Annotated in this window: 11 protein-coding genes; 3 read left to right on the forward strand and 8 right to left on the reverse strand. The window is 71.9% G+C overall.

The features are described from left to right. Positions 1 to 3: 3 nt before the first annotated feature. On the reverse strand, positions 4 to 1,317 hold the full coding sequence (locus tag ACH4T9_RS26815) for a PLP-dependent aminotransferase family protein (protein ID WP_396671851.1): 1,314 nt from the start codon (positions 1,315 to 1,317) through the stop codon (positions 4 to 6). Positions 1,318 to 1,616: 299 nt separating this feature from the next. On the opposite strand from ACH4T9_RS26815, the gene ACH4T9_RS26820 reads away from it, so the two are divergent. Beyond that, a complete protein-coding gene (locus ACH4T9_RS26820) occupies positions 1,617 to 2,282 on the forward strand; it encodes a GNAT family N-acetyltransferase (RefSeq protein ID WP_396671852.1) in 666 nt (221 codons plus the stop codon). Between the two features lie 105 nt (positions 2,283 to 2,387). On the opposite strand, the gene ACH4T9_RS26825 is transcribed toward ACH4T9_RS26820, so the two are convergent. The 7 genes from ACH4T9_RS26825 to murJ form a co-directional block, all read right to left on the reverse strand. Next, positions 2,388 to 3,557, reverse strand: a complete 1,170-nt coding sequence (locus tag ACH4T9_RS26825; protein WP_396671853.1) for an N-acetylmuramoyl-L-alanine amidase — start codon at positions 3,555 to 3,557, stop codon at positions 2,388 to 2,390. Between the two features lie 220 nt (positions 3,558 to 3,777). Next, complete coding sequence (gene trxA, locus ACH4T9_RS26830; protein ID WP_350880235.1) at positions 3,778 to 4,101, reverse strand: thioredoxin; 324 nt, start codon at positions 4,099 to 4,101, stop codon at positions 3,778 to 3,780. A gap of 80 nt (positions 4,102 to 4,181) precedes the next feature. Beyond that, a complete protein-coding gene (trxB, locus tag ACH4T9_RS26835; RefSeq protein ID WP_396671854.1) occupies positions 4,182 to 5,135 on the reverse strand; it encodes a thioredoxin-disulfide reductase in 954 nt (317 codons plus the stop codon). A gap of 219 nt (positions 5,136 to 5,354) precedes the next feature. Then, a complete protein-coding gene (locus tag ACH4T9_RS26840; protein ID WP_396671855.1) occupies positions 5,355 to 6,359 on the reverse strand; it encodes a hypothetical protein in 1,005 nt (334 codons plus the stop codon). After that, a complete protein-coding gene (sigM, locus tag ACH4T9_RS26845) occupies positions 6,356 to 7,237 on the reverse strand; it encodes an RNA polymerase sigma factor SigM (RefSeq protein ID WP_396672072.1) in 882 nt (293 codons plus the stop codon). The genes ACH4T9_RS26840 and sigM overlap by 4 nt, the downstream gene beginning before the upstream one ends. 43 nt (positions 7,238 to 7,280) lie before the next feature. After that, positions 7,281 to 8,885 carry a protein kinase family protein gene (locus ACH4T9_RS26850; RefSeq protein WP_396671856.1) on the reverse strand — a complete coding sequence of 535 codons (1,605 nt, stop codon included), beginning with the start codon at positions 8,883 to 8,885 and terminating at the stop codon, positions 7,281 to 7,283. A 461-nt stretch (positions 8,886 to 9,346) separates the two neighbouring features. Continuing rightward, positions 9,347 to 11,092, reverse strand: coding sequence for a murein biosynthesis integral membrane protein MurJ (gene murJ, locus ACH4T9_RS26855; RefSeq protein ID WP_396671857.1), 1,746 nt, complete (start codon positions 11,090 to 11,092; stop codon positions 9,347 to 9,349). Positions 11,093 to 11,220: 128 nt separating this feature from the next. Between murJ and ACH4T9_RS26860 the strand changes: the two genes are divergently transcribed. Together ACH4T9_RS26860 and ACH4T9_RS26865 are read left to right on the forward strand one after the other, a co-directional pair. Then, complete coding sequence (locus tag ACH4T9_RS26860) at positions 11,221 to 12,681, forward strand: CCA tRNA nucleotidyltransferase (RefSeq protein WP_396671858.1); 1,461 nt, start codon at positions 11,221 to 11,223, stop codon at positions 12,679 to 12,681. Between the two features lie 231 nt (positions 12,682 to 12,912). Next, on the forward strand, positions 12,913 to 14,982 hold the full coding sequence (locus tag ACH4T9_RS26865; protein ID WP_396671859.1) for a S8 family serine peptidase: 2,070 nt from the start codon (positions 12,913 to 12,915) through the stop codon (positions 14,980 to 14,982). Positions 14,983 to 15,036: the final 54 nt, after the last annotated feature.

Consider the following 15,036-nt stretch of genomic DNA (forward strand, 5'->3'; position numbering starts at 1 on the left):
GAATCATGCCAAGTCGGGTCCCGGCGCGTCCGCGCCGGCCTGCCCGCGTCGCACCTCGGGACGGTTGACCGTGCCGAACACCCGGCGCATGGCGATGTCCTGCTCCATCACGCCGGCCAGCCGCCGCACGCCCTCCCGGATCCGCTCGGGTGACGGGAAGGAGAAGTTCAGCCGCATGTTGCCGGTGCCGGTGCCGTTGGCGTAGAAGCCGGTGCCGGGCACGTACGCCACCCGCGCCGCGATGGCCCGCGGCATCATCGCCTTCGAGTCCAGGCCCTCGGGCAGCGTCGCCCAGACGAACAGGCCGCCGGCGGGCCTGGTCCAGGTGGTGCCGGCGGGCATCAGGTCGTCCAGGGCCGCCAGCATCGCGTCCCGGCGCTCCCGGTAGACCTCCCGGTAGACCTTGAGCTGCTCCCGCCACGGCATCGTGCCCAGGTAGGTCGAGACGGCGGCCTGGGCGTAGCCGCTGGGGCAGAGGATCTGTGCCTCGTTGGCGATCACCAGCTTGTCGCGCACCGCGTGCGGGGCCAGGATCCAGCCCACCCGCAACCCCGGGGCGAAGGTCTTGGAGAAGGTGCTCAGGTAGAACACCCCGTCGCGGCGGCGGGCCCGCAACGGGCGCGGGGCGTCACCCTCGAAACCGAGCTGACCGTACGGGTCGTCCTCGACCACCAGCAGGCCGGCGCGTTCGCAGATGTCGAGCACCCGTTCGCGTCGTTCCTCGCTGAGCGTCACGCCCGTCGGGTTCTGGTACGTCGGGATCGTGTAGAGGAACTTGACCCGCCGGCCGGCGCGGGCCAACTCCGCGACGGCGACCTCCAGCGCCTCCGGGATCAGCCCGTCGTCGTCCATCGGCACGTGCACCACCTGGGCCTGGGCGGCCTGGAACACCCCGAGCGCGCCGACGTAGGTCGGCCCCTCGGCGAGCACCACGTCACCCGGGTCGAGGAAGAGCCGGGCCACCAGATCGAGCGCCTGCTGGCCGCCGACGGTGACCACCACGTCCTCCGGCGACGCGCCGCAGGCCGCGTCGATGCCGGAGAGGGTCATCACCTCGCAGATCCGTTCGCGCAGCTCCAGGGTGCCCTGGCCGATGCCGTACTGGAGGGTGGTGGCCCCGTGCTCGGAGCCGAGCCGGCCGAGCATCTCGCCCACCGCGTCCAGCGGTAGGGCGGCGATGTAGGGTGCGCCTCCGGCGAGGGAGACCACCTCCGGCCGGCTGGCCACCGCGAACAGCGCACGGATCTCCGAGGCGGTCATGCCCCGGACGCGCCGGGCGTACCGGTCGGTGTAGTCGTCGAGCGTCGTGCCGGTCATGACATCACCTCGATCGCGTGTCGGGCGGCTTCCGCCTGCCCGGGTTACCCGGGACGCCGCAGACCATGGCGGCGCGGGACGCAGATGCCCGATGGTAGTCCGGTTGGCGGCGATCGGTGCCACGACGTGACCCCCGAGTCCACATCCCGGACCGGTGGACCGGCCGGCGGGGCACCCCGGGTGCATTCGCGCGTCTCCTCCCGTAGCGTCGTCAGTCGGCGTACGATCGCTCGTCGGGGGTCCGAGGCGGCGTCGTTGCGCGCCGGTCTCGCCTCCGAGCCTATTGTGGGGATGCGTCAATGTCGCGACGTCTGGTCAGCTTGACCCTCGACACCCTCGAAGACCTGCCCCGCACCTGCCGGCAGTGCGTCTACTGGGAGCTTGATCCGGTGTCCGCCGACCGCGCCTGCGCGGCTGGCGACCCGGGGCTGGAGAAGGAGGCCTGGGTCTCCCAGACACTGCTGGAGTGGGGCTCCTGCGGCAAGCTCGCGTACGTCGACGGCATGCCCGCCGGCTTCGTCATGTACGCGCCGCCGGCGTACGTGCCCCGCGCTATGGCGTTCCCCACCTCGCCCGTCTCCGCCGACGCGGCGCTGCTGATGACCGCGCACGTGGTCGCTCCCTTCGCCGGTGGCGGGCTCGGCCGGATGCTCGTGCAGGGAGTGGCCCGAGACCTCACCAAGCGGGGGATCAAGGCGATCGAGGCGTTCGGCGACGCGAAGTTCGGCGACGACGGTGACCCGCCCGGCAGTTGTGTCGCCCCCGCCGACTACTTCCTCTCGGTGGGCTTCAAGACGGTCCGCGCGCACCCGCGCTATCCCCGGCTGCGGTTGGAACTGCGTACCGCGCTGAGCTGGAAGTCCGACGTCGAGTACGCCTTGGAGAAGCTGCTCGGCTCGATGAGCCCGGAGACCCTGCTCCGGCCGGTCCGACCCGCCCCGGCCACCCGTTCCACCAGCGGCTGACGCCGCACCAACGCGGTCACCGCCGCGCGGGCGCCCCGGCCGGTCGGGAATCGTGCAGGCGGACGTCCGGGGCCGCTCAAGTGCTCGGGCAGCGGATCGGCCGGATCAGGCAGTCGCCACCCGGCCGGCCGCGACCGCCGCGCGCAGTTCGCTGACGTCGATCGAGCCGGTGGGCACGTCCCGCTCGACCGGGAAGTACATCCGCTGGACGGCGGCCACGATCGCCTCGACGATCCGGTCCCGGAAGCGCGGGTCGATCAGCCGTCCACGGTCCGCCGGGGAGGTCAGGTAGCCCACCTCCACCCGTACCGCCGGCATTCGGGTCAGCCGGAGCAGGTCCCACGTCTTGGCGTGGGTCCGGCAGTCCCGCAGCCCCGTCCGGGCCACGATCTCCCGCTGTACCAGCCCGGCCAGCCGCTCACCGGTGGCCGAGGTGACCCCGTTGTCGGTGCCGTAGTGGTAGGTCGCCACGCCCTCGGCCTCCGGATTGGCGTGCCCGTCGGTGTGCAGCGAGATGAACACGTCCGCGCCCAGGGAGTTGGCCAGCTGCGCCCGCTCCATGTCCGGTAGGCAGCTCCCCGGCGCCGGCCCCCGGGTCAGCTGCACCCGCACCCCGGAAGCGGCGAGCCGCCCCTCCAGCCTGCTGGCCAGGTCGTGCACCAAGTCGGACTCGGTCCAGCGCAGTGGCCCGTCCGGCACCACCACCCCCGGATCGGTGCCGCCGTGCCCCGGGTCGATGACCACGATCCGGCCGACCAGGGCCGGGCCGGTCTGCCGGATCGCGTCGGACTCGCGCAGCCACTGCGGCCGGCCGCCCACCACCTTGCGCCCCAGGCGACGCAGCGCCCCCATGGTGTACGGGCCGCAGGAGCCGTCGGGCTTGAGCCCCATCTCCCGCTGGAACTGGGCCACCGCCCGGGAGGTGCGCACGCCGTAGATGGCGTCGGCGCGACCCACGTCGTACCCCATCTCCAGCAGGCGTTCCTGCAGCGATCGGACGTCCTCGCCGATCAGCGGCTCCGGCACCGCGTGGTACAGGGTCCGCGCGCCGAGCCGCCAGCGGGCGGCGTCCAGAGCGCGCCACGTCTCCGCGCCGACCCGCCCGTCCACGCTGAGCCCTCGGGACTGCTGGAACGCCCGGACCGCGCGCTCGGTCGCGGCGTCGAAATCGTCGTCGTCGCCCGTGGGCGCTGCGGGGAGCAGGTCGAGGCCGGTCAGCACACCGCGGATCTCGGTCACCGCCGGTCCCCGGTCACCGGGTCGGATCGGACGCACGCTCGACCCCCTTCGCACGGTTGCCGGCCGGTCGTCCCGCGACGCCGGAGACGGGCCTACGACCCGGACGGCGACGGGGCGCGGCGTGGCCGACCACCGGACGCCCCCTGGTTGAGGCTATGCGGTCCGGCCCGTCGAGGTGCGGTGTCCGTGCAGGTCAAGGCTCGGAAACCCGAAACCCCCGCACCCGGGAGGGTACGGGGGTTTCGGAACGCGTCGGTCAGAGCGCGGACTGGATCAGCTTGACCAGCTCGCCCTTCGGCTTGGCGCCGGCGATGGACCGGACCGGCTCGCCGTCCTTGAAGACGGTCAGGGTCGGCACGGACATCACCCGGTAGGCGCGGGCCGTCTCCGGGTTCTCGTCGATGTTGAGCTTCACGATGCTGACCTGGTCGCCCATCTCGCCGGCGATCTCCTCCAGCAACGGCGAAACCTTGCGGCACGGCGCGCACCACTCGGCCCAGAAGTCGACGAGCACCGGTTTGTCGGACTTCAACACGTCGGCGGCGAAGCTCGCGTCGGTGACCGCCTTTGTCGCTCCCACTATGACTCTCCTCCAAGACTGCGGTTCGACTCATTCGTCGTTCGGTGCCACGCCGCGCCGGCGTCGCTGGTGCTGTCGGCTCAGGGCTGGATCGTGGCGATGAAGCGCTCGGCGTCCAGGGCGGCGGCGCAGCCCGTGCCGGCGGCGGTGATCGCCTGCCGGTAGGTGTGGTCAACCACGTCACCGGCCGCGAAGACGCCCGGGATGCTGGTCCGGGTGCTCGGGGCCTGCACCTTCACGTAGCCTTCGTCGTCCAGCTCGACCTGGTCGCGGAACAGCTCGCTGCGCGGGTCGTGACCGATCGCCACGAAGACGCCGGTGACGTCGAGAACCTTGCTCTCCCCGCTGTGCACGTTGCGGACCCGTACGCCGGAGACCTTGCCGTCGGCGCCGAGGACCTCCTCGACCACCGCGTTCCACTCGACCTTGATCTTGTCGTTGCCCAGCGCCCGCTCGGCCATGATCTTGCTGGCCCGGAACGAGTCGCGCCGGTGGATGATGGTGACCGACTCGGCGAACCGGGTGAGGAAGCTGGCCTCCTCCATCGCCGAGTCACCGCCGCCGACCACCACGATGTGCTGGTTGCGGAAGAAGAAGCCGTCACAGGTGGCACAGGACGAGACGCCGTGGCCGAGGTATTCCTGCTCACCCGGCACGCCCAGGGGACGCCAGGCCGAACCGGTGGAGAGGATGACAGCCTTGGCCCGGTAGGCGGTCTCGCCGACCCAGACGGTGCTCACCGCGTCGGAGCCGACGCTGCCGGTGTCCTTCAGCTCGACCCGGGTCACGTCGTCGGTGAGGAACTCGGCCCCGAACCGCTCGGCCTGCTTGCGCATGTTGTCCATCAGCTCGGGGCCGAGGATGCCGTCGGCGAACCCGGGGAAGTTCTCCACCTCGGTCGTCGTCATCAGTGCGCCACCGGACTGCACGCCCTCGATGATCAGGGGCTTGAGGTTGGCGCGCGCGGCATAGACCGCCGCCGTGTAGCCGGCCGGCCCGGAGCCGATGATAATCAGGTTGCGGACCTCGTCCACTGCCGTCTCCCGATGTGTGTGGTCGCCATCGGCGCGCACACCGATGTCGGTCTGAGTGCCGCCGCCACGCGGACGCCGGCTCCTGACTTGCAGAACGCCATCGTACGAAGTGGGGATTCCCGAGCCGGTCATCCGGTGGGTCAGGTCACGTGGAAGGACGGCAACGCCGATTCCGTCTCGCCGGGCCCGGCCGGTCACGCCGGCCGGCGCACCGCGACCTCACCCTACCCGCGCCCGGTAGCGGGTGTCGGCCCCGGATCCGGGTACGCCGCACTCCGGGCCGCTGACCCACGCCCAGCGCGCCCCGGAGGGGTCGACGAAGCGCACCACCAGCGCCGGGTCGCCCCGGAACCGGGCATAGTCGACCAGGTCGACGGTGAGCGGACCGGCCCCGTGCTCGGTGCTGACCGCCGCGAGGCAGGAGTCCAGGGCGCTCCGTGTGGTGAGCCGGTAGAGGCCATCAACCGCCGGGAGGCGTTCCCCCCCGACGGCCGGCGGCCCCGCCGATCCCTGCCCGAACGACTTGACCGGCCCGGTCGGCGGCACGCCGGGGGCCCCGGTGGCCAGCGCCTCCGGCGTCCAGTCGGTGCCGCTGTGCTGCGGGGTGCCGGCCGCGCGGAACGAGTCTTGCGCGCCCCGCACAGCCCCGGCGGGTTCGCTCACCGCGGTGGTCGACGCGCTGTCGGACTGCGTGGCCTCGGTGACGAACCGGTTGAGCCCCAGCCCGATGGCGAACACCGACGCCGTGGCCAGCGCCACCGGCCCGGCGATCCGGGCCCAGCGTCGTCCGCGCCGGCCGGGACCGGCGGTCCCGGTACGCCCGGTCGTCGGCCCTGACCCGCCGGCAGGCCGGCGTGACCCGCCCGACGGCTGGGTCGGAACCAGCGCGGGCGGCACGCCGGTCGCGCGGTCGGGGTCGGTCCGGTCCGTGGCGTCCGGCACGGCGGAGGGGTCGGTGGGCGTGCCCGGGCCGGCGCCGGCCAGCGCGGCGGCGATCCGGTCGGCGACCGCGAGCGGCATCTCGGGGGCCGGACCCGCCCAGGCCGCGAGGTCCTCACCGACCCGGGCCAGAGCCGGCACCAACGCGTCGTGGGCCTCGGCCCAGGCCGGGTCCTGCTCGACCAACCGGGCCACGACCGCCTCGTCCGGCGTGCCGTCGAGCACACCACCGAGGTAGTCGGCGAGCAGGTCGTGGTCGACCTCCCTGAACCCCCCGGCCGTCACGATTCCTCCTGGTTGGCGTCGCGCCGGGAGTGCCCCGACCCAGATCGGACGCCCCCCACCTGCCGAGGGTTCCCCCGGGTGACGACGGGCACGTCCGGCCCGGCCATGCTCCCGCCGTCGGGTCCGGCGGCATCCCGGCCGCGCGTCCCGGCCCGCCCGTCCCGCGGCGGGGCGACCCGCCCGGACCGGAGGTTCGGGCGCTCGTCGGCCGTCCCGCCGGGAACGACGCCAGTTCGCAGGTGGCCGAGGGCCACGGCGAGTCGGGCGCGCCCCCGGGCGCAGCGGCTCTTGACCGTCCCTTCGGCGACGTCGAGGATCCGGGCCACCTCGGCGACGGGGTAGCCCTGCACGTCCACCAGCACCAGCGCGGCCCGCTGCTCGACCGGCAGCTCGGCGAGGGCCTGGCGGACCACCAGAGCGGTGTCGTGGTCCTGGACGGGGGCGGCCGGCTCCACCCCGCCGGTCGACGGGCCGTCGTCGGGGCCGTACGTCCCGTCCGGCAGCGGAACGGTCGGGTGCGCCTGCCGGCGGCGGATCCGATCCAGGCAGGCGTTCACCACGATCCGGTGCAGCCAGGTGGTGACGGCGGAATCGCCCCGGAAACGGGCTGCCGCGCGATGGGCGGAGAGCAGCGCGTCCTGGAGTGCGTCGGCGGCCTCCTCTCGGTCGCCGACCGTCCGCAGGGCCACCGCCCAGAGCCGGTCCCGGTGCCGGTGGAAGAGCTCGGTGAAGGCGTACCGGTCGCCGGCGACGTGGGCGCGGAGCAGCTCCACGTCGCTCGGTCCGACGCCCGGGACGGAGCCGGCCGGAACGGCGACCGGCGGACGGCGCTGGCCGTCCACCGGTACGTCTGTGGTCCGCTCGCCGTGGCCGTCCATCACCACGCCCGCCCCGGGTGGCGACCCGTCGACGGTCGTCGGTTCACGACCCCTGGACCGTGATCTCCTGGACCGTGACCTGGTAGCCCCGGTCGTTCGAGGGCAGCGCGGTGAGCCAGAACAGCAGGAAACGGTACTTCGTGTCGGCGTCGAAGCCGTTGAAGGTCATGGTGGTGCCGTCGTGCTCCTCGAACGGCTGGCCGACCGGGCTCGTCTTGTAGCTCGTAAACAGCGACTTGTCGCCGGCCGAGGTGGAGGGCGGGTCGGTCTTGCCGGCGAAGAGCTGGGCGGACGCCCCGGTGGCGGAGAGGTTCACCTGCACCGACTTGACCGTGCGCTCCTCGCCGAGGTCGATCCAGACCCCCATGCCGCTCTTGCGGTTGCCGAAGTTCGGCTGGGTGTAGGTGTCGGTGTCCCAGCCCTTGTCCTGGTCGCCGTCGATCACCTTTTCGGCGCCGCCCAGCTCGTCGCGGAGCTTGCTGTCCGGGTCGATGATGCGCACGTCGCTCACCTGGAGCTTGCGCGTGGCGGCGGCTGGGGCCGCCTCGCTGGCCGGGGCGCTGCTGGACGGCCGGGCCACCGGCTCGGTCTGCGGGGGATCGTCGTCCCCGCCCAGCGCGCTGATCCCGATGAGCAGACCGACCAGGGCGACCGCCAGCAGGCCGGCGATGCCGATGGCGACCTTCCGGCCGCCCACCGACGCCAGCGGGGACGGCTCGTCGCCGGTCTCCGCGGCGAACCGCAGCGGGCCGGCCGGCTCCAGGTACGGCTCTTCCTCGATCGGGATGTCGAGCCGGCCCAATTCGGCCGCGAGCACGTCCGACGGGGGCGGGGCGATCCCGGCGTCGAGCAGATCCATCGTCAGGTCGTCGAGGTAGGCCGGCACGCCGGCGCGGACCTGCCTCGGGGCGGCGATCGCCCCGCTGGCATCACGGACGGCGTCCGGGATGGCGGCCCGGCCGTGCCCGGCGGTGGCGCCGTGCAACGGAGCCTCGGCGTGCGGCCAGTATCCGGTGAGGGCGAAGTAGAGGATGCCCCCGATCGCCCGGACGTCGTTGTCCTGGCTGTCGGCGCCGTCGGTGCGGGCGTCGGCCAGCACCACCCGGCCCTCTTCGCTGATCATCACGGTGCCGGGGTGCATGTTGCCGTGCACCATGCCGGTGGCGTGCACGGCGGCCAGCGCACTGGCCACCGCGTTGCCGATCGCGGTCGTCCGGCCCGGGTCGAGGGGGCCGTCCGCGACCAGCTCCCGCAGGGACTGCCCGTCCACCCACTCGCGGACCACGTACGCCCGCTCGGCCTCGTCGATGGCGTCGTAGACGCCGACCAGATTCGGGTGGATCACCCGGCTGGCCGCGACGGCCGCCTGGAGCATCTCGGTGGCCGAGTCGCCGCCCGGGTAGCGCAGCACGACCGCGACGGGACGGCGCAACACGACGTCGACTCCCCGCCAGACCAGCCGGCCAGCGCTGTCGTTGTTGATGTGCTCGACCAGCTCGTACCGCTCGGCGAGGATCTCACCCGCCGTGGGAGCACCGAAGGTCATGATCGGCGGCGCGCTCTCCGCTGCCTCCTGACCCTCGCCGACCTGGGTCACCCGTCCTCCCTCGGTGATCGTGTCGATCGATGGACCCGCGCTGCTGGGCATGTGGCTTCCCGCTCTGCCTGTTGAGGAACCGGCCGACGGCGCCGACGTGGAACGCCTGGCTCAGCCGCACCCGTCGAGAGCGACCTTACCCGGGTTGCCCGTCTCGCCGACATGTCATCTTCCCGCCGCACCCGGCGGAGGTGCCGGGACATGCCGGACTCGTCCGGTTACGGCCGTTGTCGGCCACGTTGCTGGCACATGTACTGGCCAATCTAGAGGTTGACCGCAAGTAGTCGTCGCAGGGGCCGTGCCGGTGTGGCGGGCCGGTTCCGCCGCCCAGATTCCCCACCCAACGGCCCGCCATGCTCAACCTTTCGGCTGGTTGTCCACAGGCACTTACGGTCGCTGACCCGCGAATCGCTGAGTTATCCACAGGTGTATCCCCAGCCTGGTGATCCCCAGTCACCCTGCGTGCCAGCCCGGGCCGGGCACCTGCCGGTCGGGCCCGGCATGGTTCCGGGTCAGCGCCCGATTCGGCCGCGGACCATCCCGATCACCTCGGTGATCTCCCTGATCCGCAGCACCATGGCCAGCCCCAGGTAAGTCCCACCGATGACCGCGCCGCCGACCACGATCTGCACCGCCGACTGGACCAGTGTGGGTGCGTCGTCGCCCGGCAGCAGCTTCACTACCAGCAACCCGACGACGGTGGCCCCGGCGGCGGCGACGGCCACCCGTACGAACGTGCCGCTGATCTGCCCCATCCCGATCCGCCCCACCCGGCCGCGCAGCAGCCACGCCGAGATGACGGCTGCCGCCACGTACGAGACGGCGTTGCCGAGCATCATCCCGGCGGCGGCGAAGCTCGCCGCGAAGAGCGAGAAGAGGCCGATCTGTACGGCCACCCGCAGCCCCACCACCGGGATGTTGATCAGGGCCGGGGTCCGGGTGTCCGGCAGCGCGTAGAAGGCGAAGGTGAAGAGCTGACTGATCGCGAACGGCACCAGCGCGATGCCCGCCACGACCAGCACCGGGACGGTGTCCCGGGCGTTCTGCTCGGTGAACGCGCCGTGCTGGAACAGGGCGAAGGCGATCGGGGCGGCGAGCACTGCGTAGCAGACCCCGATCGGGGCGAGGACCGCCGTCACCGTCCGGGTGCCCCGGGACAGGTCGGCGGCGAGGTCGGCGTACCGGCCGTCGGCGGCGGCGGCGCTCATCCGGGGCATCAGCGCCGTGATGATCGATACGGCGATGATCCCGTGCGCCATCATCAGCAGCAGGAAGACGTTGTTGTAGATCAGCGGGCCGGCCGCCTTCTCGCCGCTGGCCCGGCTGAGCAGGTTGAACACCACGATCAGGCCGATCTGGCTGACCGCGACGTAGCAGAACATCCAGGCGCCGAGCCGGCCCAGCTCGGCGAGGCCGAGCTTGCCGAAGTCGAAGCGGAACCGCCAGCGGAAGCCGACCTTGCGTAGCGCCGGCAGCAGGCCGGCTGCCTGGATCGCCACGCCGAGCAGGGTGCCCCCGCCGACCAACAAGATGCGCCCGAACGTCATCTCGTCCGGCTCGACGATCTTCGCACCGAAGATCACGATGTAAAGGCCGCCGGTCGCGATCACCACGATGTTGTTGAGGATCGGCGCCCACATCGGGGCGGCGAAGTGGCCCCGGGTGTTGAGGACCGCGCTGATCAGCGCGCTCAGGCCGGTGAAGAAGATCATCGGCAGCATCAGTCGGGACAGCGCGTTGACCAGGCCGCGGTAGTCGCCGGTCTGCTGGTCGCTGGCGTACAGCCAGGTCAGCACCGGGGCGATCGCGACCGCGATCACCGCCGCAACGGCCAGCGCGATCACCGCCAGGGTGAGTAGCCGCTGGGCGTACGCCTGGCCCCGGTCGTCGTCGGTCTTGCGCCGGCGCACCAGCACCGGAACCAGGACGCTGGTCAGGATGCCGCCGAGCAGGAACTCGTAGACCATCCCCGGGAAGATCTGCGCCGTGGTGTAGGCGTCGCCGACCAGGGCACCACCCAGCGCGGCGGTGAGCACGAGCGTGCGCAGGAAGCCGGTGCCCCGGCTGACCAGGCTGCCGATCGCCATCACCGCGCTGTTGGTCGCGGCGCTGGTCTCCGCGACGACCTCCTGCGGCGGCGCGGTGGCCTCCACGGCGGGCTGGTTCAACGGCTCCGCCGAGATGAATGTGGCGTCGTCGCCCGGGGGCCGGCCGCCGCCCTGCGCGGCGTTCGCGCTGCGGTAGAGACCGCCGCTCATCTTCCAGCCTCCATGGGGTACGTCTCGGAGCCGGGCACCGGCCCGCACCACATGACCATAGTCAACCCCACCGCCGACCCGCGCCCGGCGGATCAGTTCCTCCACCGGCCCGATACGCTGGCGATCCCATGTCCGAAGCCTCCGCTCCCCACGCCGCTGACCGCCGCGAGCTCACCGCCGCGCAGCACAACGCCGTCGCCGAACTGCTCCGCGTCTCCCCCGTCGCCGACGAGCTGGGTCGCCGGTTCGCCAAGGCGGGCCACGAGCTGCACCTGGTGGGGGGGTCGGTACGCGACGCCCTGCTCGGTCGACTCGGCGACGACCTGGACTTCTGCACCGATGCCCACCCCGACCAGACCCTGCGGATCATCAAGGGCTGGGCCGAGTCGGTCTGGGAGACGGGCCGCGACTTCGGCACCATCGGCTGCCAGCGCGACGGGTTGCGGCTGGAGATCACCACCTTCCGCGCCGAGGCGTACGACCAGGTCAGCCGGAACCCCGTCGTCGAGTACGGCACCAACCTCGCCGACGACCTGAAGCGCCGCGACTTCACGATCAACGCGATGGCGGTCAGCCTGCCCGAACACCGGTTCACCGACCCGCACGGCGGCCTCGACGACCTCGCCGCCAAGGTGGTCCGCACCCCCGGCACCCCCGCCGAGTCGTTCGGCGACGACCCGCTGCGGATGCTGCGGGCGGCCCGGTTCGCCGCCCAGCTCCGCTTCACCGTCCACCCGGACGTGCGCGCCGCGATGGCCCGGATGGCCGCCGACCTCGACCGGATCACCGCCGAGCGGATCCGCGACGAGTTCACCAAGCTGCTCTGCGGCGCGGACCCGATCACCGGGCTGCGGCTGCTGGTCGACACCGAGTTGGCCGACCGCTTCCTGCCCGAGCTGACCGGGCTGAAGCTGGAGATCGACGAGCACGCCCAGCACAAGGACGTCTACGAGCACACCCTCACCGTGGTCAGCAACGCCGTGTCGTACGAGACCGGCGGCTGCGACTTCGTGCTGCGGATGGCCGCGCTGATGCACGACGTCGGCAAGCCGGCCACCAAGGCGGTCGGGCCGGACGGCCGGGTCAGCTTCCACCACCACGAGGTGGTCGGCGCCCGGCTGACCAAGGCCCGGATGAAGGCCATGAAGTACCCGAAGGACGTCATCACGCAGGTGGTCAAGCTGGTCAACCTGCACCTACGTTTCTACGGGTACGGCCGGGGCGAGTGGACGGACTCGGCGGTGCGCCGCTACGTCACCGACGCCGAAGGGCTGCTGCCCCGGCTGCACAAGCTGACCCGCTCGGACTGCACCACCCGCAACCGGCGCAAGGCCGCCGCCCTGGCGGCGGACTACGACGCGCTGGAGGAGCGGATCGCCCGGATCGAGGCCGAGGAGGACCTGGCCCGGGTCCGCCCCGACCTGGACGGCAACGCGATCATGGAACTGCTCGGCGTGCCACCGGGGCCGGTCGTCGGCCGGGCCTGGAAGTATCTGAAGGAGCTGCGCCTGGAGCGCGGCCCGCTGGACCGCGACGAGGCGGAGGCGGAGCTGCTGCGCTGGGCCCGCGAGCAGGGCATCGCCGGCTGACCGAGGGCTCCGCCGAGGGTTCCGATGTCCCTACAGTCGGGAAATTGACGCCGAGTCGGCACCGTATCGACCGATCGGCTGAGGTAATTCCCTTTGACGACCGTCCATGATGGTGCAACATCATCCAGGCCTCCTGTCCATCAGTGTGAGGCCGGAATCATCATTTCTCGGCCATCCGAGCTGGATGGTTGATGCTGCAACGGGGAGTTTTCTTTGAGAAATCGTGGCGTAATGCGCCGCTCTACGGTGGCCGGCTTCGCGCTCGCCTCCGTGACCTCCATCGTCTGCGCCACCACAGGTGGCACCGCGGTGGCCAACCCGACCACCCCGAGCCCCCAGGCCAGCCCGGGCGCGGTCAGCCCGGACGCCGCCGGGGGTCCGGTGCGGCCGGCCCTGACCGCTCCGAAGCGCCCGCAGGCCGGTAAAGCCGACAAGAGCGTCGTGCCGGGCCGCTACATCGTGAAGCTCAAGAACGGCAAGGCCAGCCCGAGCGTCACCCGCAGCACGGTGAAGGCCCTGGCGGAGGCCAACGGCGGTACGGTCCGGAAGGTCTTCACCGGTGCCCTGCGCGGCTACTCCGCGCAGCTCACCCCCGCCCAGGCGAGGCGCCTGGCGGCGGATCCGGGCGTCGCGTACGTCGAGCCGGTCCGCAAGTACTCCGCGAGCGACACCCAGGCCAACCCGCCCTCCTGGGGCCTGGACCGGATCGACCAGACCACCCCCGCGCTGAACAACTCGTACACGTACCCGGGGTCGGCCAGCGGCGTCACCGCGTACGTCATCGACTCCGGCATCAACATCGACCACCAGGACTTCGGTGGCCGGGCGAGCTTCGGGTTCAACGCCGTCGCCGACGGGATCGAGTCCGACTGCCTCGGGCACGGCACGCACGTGGCGGGCACCGTGGGCGGCACCACGTACGGCGTCGCCAAGGACGTCGACCTCGTCGCGGTGCGAGTGCTCAACTGCGATGGCTACGGCACGACCGAGGAGGTCGTCGCCGGAATCGACTGGGTGACCAACAACGCCCAGAAGCCGGCGGTGGCGAACATGAGCCTCGGCGGCCCGGCGGACCTGGCGCTGGACGACGCGGTCGCCGCCTCCATCGCCTCCGGCATCAGCTACACCGTCGCCGCCGGGAACGAGGCGGACGACGCCTGCTCGTACTCGCCGGCCCGGGCTGGAGCCGCGATCACCGTGGGCGCCACCGACCGGGTGGACATGATGGCCGCCTTCTCGAACTACGGCTCCTGCCTGGACACGTTCGCCCCCGGCGTCGGCATCACCTCCGCCTGGATCGGCGGCACCGACGCGCAGGAGACGATCAACGGCACGTCGATGGCCGCCCCGCACGTGGCCGGCGCCGCCGCCCTGCTCCTCGGCCAGCATCCGAGCTGGACCCCGAAGCAGGTGCGCGACGCCATCGTCACCAACGGCATCTCCGGCGCGGTGCTCGGCCCGACGGGCAGCATCGACCGGCTGCTGCACGTGAATGCGGCCCCGGTCAGCCGCAGCTCTGTCGGCCTTCGGGCCCGAATCAACGACTCCCTCGTCGTGGCGGAGAGCAGCGGCACCAAGCCGCTGATCGCCCGCAGTTGGCAGCTCGGCGCGTGGGAGAAGTTCGACGTCGTCTCCGCCGGCAGCGGGCTGGTCGCCCTCAAGTCGCTGATCAACGGCAAGTACGTCGTGGCGGAGAACGCCGGCAGCAAGCCGTTGATCGCCCGCAGCACCGCGATCGGCCCGTGGGAGAAGTTCGAGCTGTTCAACAACACCGACGGCAGCATCAGCCTCAAGGCGCAGATCAACGGCAAGTACGTCGTGGCGGAGAACGCCGGCAACCAGCCGTTGATCGCCCGCGGCACCTCGATCGGCGCGTGGGAGAAGTTCGACTTCGAGGCACCGAACCCGATCGTCAGCATGCAGGCCAAGGTGAACGGCAACTTCGTCACGGCGGAGAGCAGCGGCAACAAGCCGCTGATCGCCCGCGGCACCTCCGCTGGCGCCTGGGAGAAGTACGAGCTCGTCGACCTCGGCTCCGGGTGGGTCGCCCTCCGCGCGCTAATCAACAACAAGTACGTGGTCGCACAGAACGGCGGCACTGCGCCGCTGCTGGCCAAGAGCACCGAGGTCATCGGCGATGAGGCGTTCTACGTCGGCGAGCCCGACCAGGACGGCACCGTCTACCTGATCTCGAACGCCAACGGCATGCTCGTCACGGCCCAGGACGGCGGCAGCAAGCCGCTGATCGCCAATAGCACCGCGATCACCTCCGCAGAGCAGTTCACCATCGCTCTCGCCTGACGGCCCTCGCACCAACCTGGCGCCCGTCGGCACCGCCCCATCCCGGGGAGGTCC

Origin of the sequence: Micromonospora sp. NPDC020750, from assembly GCF_044334565.1 — a bacterium.
Lineage (GTDB): Bacteria > Actinomycetota > Actinomycetes > Mycobacteriales > Micromonosporaceae > Micromonospora.